This window comes from Mesorhizobium sp. M7A.F.Ca.US.002.01.1.1 (genome assembly GCF_004022955.1).
Classification (GTDB): Bacteria; Pseudomonadota; Alphaproteobacteria; order Rhizobiales; family Rhizobiaceae; genus Mesorhizobium; species Mesorhizobium ciceri.
Genome location: NZ_RZQE01000659.1, coordinates 1 through 2,607, shown reverse-complemented (window position 1 = coordinate 2,607; position 2,607 = coordinate 1). Strand labels below are relative to the sequence as shown.

At 64.4% G+C, this 2,607-nt stretch carries 3 protein-coding genes; all 3 read right to left on the bottom strand.

Features of this window, described 5'->3' with window-relative positions:
• On the bottom strand, positions 1-943 hold a 943-nt coding region (locus EN932_RS33660; RefSeq protein ID WP_128369415.1), incomplete at its 3' end, for an aldehyde dehydrogenase family protein.
• A gap of 10 nt (positions 944-953) precedes the next feature.
• Positions 954-1,991, bottom strand: coding sequence for an LLM class flavin-dependent oxidoreductase (locus tag EN932_RS33655; RefSeq protein WP_013525214.1), 1,038 nt, complete (start codon positions 1,989-1,991; stop codon positions 954-956).
• The coding region (locus EN932_RS33650; protein ID WP_164890769.1) for a flavin reductase family protein at positions 1,988-2,607 on the bottom strand (620 nt) is incomplete at its 5' end. The genes EN932_RS33655 and EN932_RS33650, both read right to left, overlap by 4 nt.

Genomic DNA, 2,607 nt, shown 5'->3' with positions numbered 1-2,607 from the left:
GGCCGATGCGGATCGCCTCGGCCTTGCGCTTCAGGCGGGCGAGGAATTCATCCTTGACCGAACGCTCGACCAGCAGCCGCGAGCCGGCGACGCAGCTCTGGCCGGTCGCGGCAAAAATGCCGGCGACCACCGCATTGGCGGCGCTGTCGAGATCGGCGTCGGCAAAGACGACGACCGGGCTTTTGCCGCCGAGTTCCAGAGTGGTGTACGCAAGGTTCTCCGCCGTGCTCCTGACGATGGCGCGCGCCGTCGAGGGACCGCCGGTGAAGGCGACTCGCGAAACCAGCGGATGGCTGGTCAGGCGCCGGCCGCAATCATGGCCCAAACCGGTGAGGATGTTGACGACGCCTGGGGGAAAGCCAGCCTCATGAACCAGTTCGGCAAAAGCGAGCAGCGGCCCCGGGCCATCCTCGGAGGCCTTGAGCACGATGGTGCAGCCGGCGGCGAGCGCCGGACCGAGCTTGACGGCCGAGAGGAAGAGCTGCGAATTCCACGGAACCACCGCGGCAACGACACCGATCGGTTCGCGGCGGATGGTGACGTCGAGATCCGGCTTGTCGATCGGCACATGCGCGCCTTCGTGCTTGTCGGCAAGCCCGCCATAATAGCGGTAGTAGTCGCCGACATAGGCGATCTGGGCGCGGGTCTCGCGGATGATCTTGCCTGTATCGCGGGTCTCGAGCTCGGCAAGTCGCCCAGCATTGGCGGCGACGAGGTCGCCCAGCTTGACCAGCAGCTTTCCACGCGCCGTCGCGGTCATCCTACGCCATGGGCCGGAACGCAGGGCGCGGTGCGCCGCCTCGACGGCGCGGTCGACATCGGCTTCGCTCGCCGCCGGCATCCTGGCCCAGGCCGCCCCGGTCGACGGGTCGACGCTGTCGAAAGTAGCGGACGGTTCGTCGAAGCGGCCGTCGATGAAGTTCCTGAAGGGGGCGTCGGTCATGGGCTCGCGATCAAAGGAAGGCCGGCATCACCCGGTCGATGAACAGTTGCAGCGACTTTTTCTTGTGCTCGTGCGAAAGCCCGCTGTCGATCCAGATCGAATACTGGTCGTAGCCGAGTGCCTCATAGGTCTTCAGCCGGGCGATGACCTCATCGGCCTCGCCGATCACCAGGTTCTGCCTGATCTTGTCGGGCGCGTATTGCGGCATGGCCGCGATCTCGTCCGGCGTCAGCGGCTCCAATATGCCTTGATGCACTGGTTTCTTGTTCTGGAACCAGGCGCCGAACTGGCAATAGAAAGTCGACAGGTCCTGCGTCAGGCGATCGGCGTCAGCCGCGTCGTCGGCAACGAAGGTGTGCATCAAAAGCATGATTTCCGGTCGTTCGATCTCGGGATGCGCGGCGCAGGCGGCGTTGAAGCGCTGCATCAGGCTCGTCACCTCGTCATCGCCGGAAGCCAGCGGCGTTACCTGGACCTTGCATCCGTTGGCGACGGCGAAATCGTGCGAGTTCGGGTCGCGGGCCGCCACCCAGATCGGCGGGTAGGGTTTCTGCAGCGGCTTGGGCGAGGAGGTGGTGGCGGGGAATTGCCAGAACTCGCCGGAGAGTTCGAAGTCGCCGTCCCATAGGCCGCGGATCGCCGGTATGATCTCGCGCATGCGCTGGCCGGCGCCCCAGGCGTCAAGACCTGGGAAGATGCGCTGATATTCATAGCTGTAGGCGCCGCGCGCGATGCCGATGTCCAGCCGGCCACCGCTGATGACGTCAGCCATCGCCGCTTCACCGGCAAGCTTGATCGGGTGCCAGAAGGGCGCAATCACGGTTCCGGTGCCGAGGCGGATACGGCTGGTCTTGGCGGCGAGATAGGCGATGTTGATAAAGGGATTGGGCGAGATGGTGAATTCCATGCCGTGATGCTCGCCGATCCAGGCGGTCTCGAAGCATGCCTGTTCGGCCATCAGGACCAGTTCTTCGAGCTCGGTTACAAGCTCGGAATGCGGCTTGGCCAGATCCGACCGTTCCATATGCACGAAGAGCGAGAATTTCATCCGTGGGCACCTGTATTGACGGTGGAAGCGCTGGGTCTGGCGAGCGGCCGGACCTCGCCTTCGACATCGTTGCCGACATAGACGCCGAATGCATCTACCGAGCATTCCCTGATATAGCGCGTGAGCATCGAGCGGATCGCCGGATCGGCGATCTTCAATCCTTCGATCGCGTCGATCTCGATGAGCCGAATGCCGCGATCGCTGGAAGCGGGCACGTCGAACGTGCCGCGATAGTAGACATGCGTGCGCGAAACAGGTCCGGCGTCGTCCCAGACGGCGAACAGGAAACCGAGCTGGGCCTCGATGGCCTTTGCCGCAAGCAGTCCACGCAGACTATTGCCATCGCCTGCCGAACCCAACCCTCGGCCGCGCGGCAGTTCAAAACCGTCCGTCGTTTCCACGAACAGGATCCGGCCACCATTTTCGAGGATGGCGCCGACATCGGTGCCGGGCTGGGTGGCGGCCAGCGCGTCCTGGCTGAGGCCGGGTGCAACATAGGCGCCGCGGCAATAGCCGAGCGGCTGCGCGGAATTGTGCTCGAAATCGCGGACGCGGCCGATGAGGATCGAATGATCGCCGGCCTCGACCAGCCGCTCCATGTCGCAGTCAAAGGACT

Bases quoted from the DNA above. Each gene is read 5' to 3' on its own strand.
- EN932_RS33655 (WP_013525214.1), bottom strand. From the start codon at position 1,991: ATGAAATTCTCGCTCTTCGTGCATATGGAACGGTCGGATCTGGCCAAG.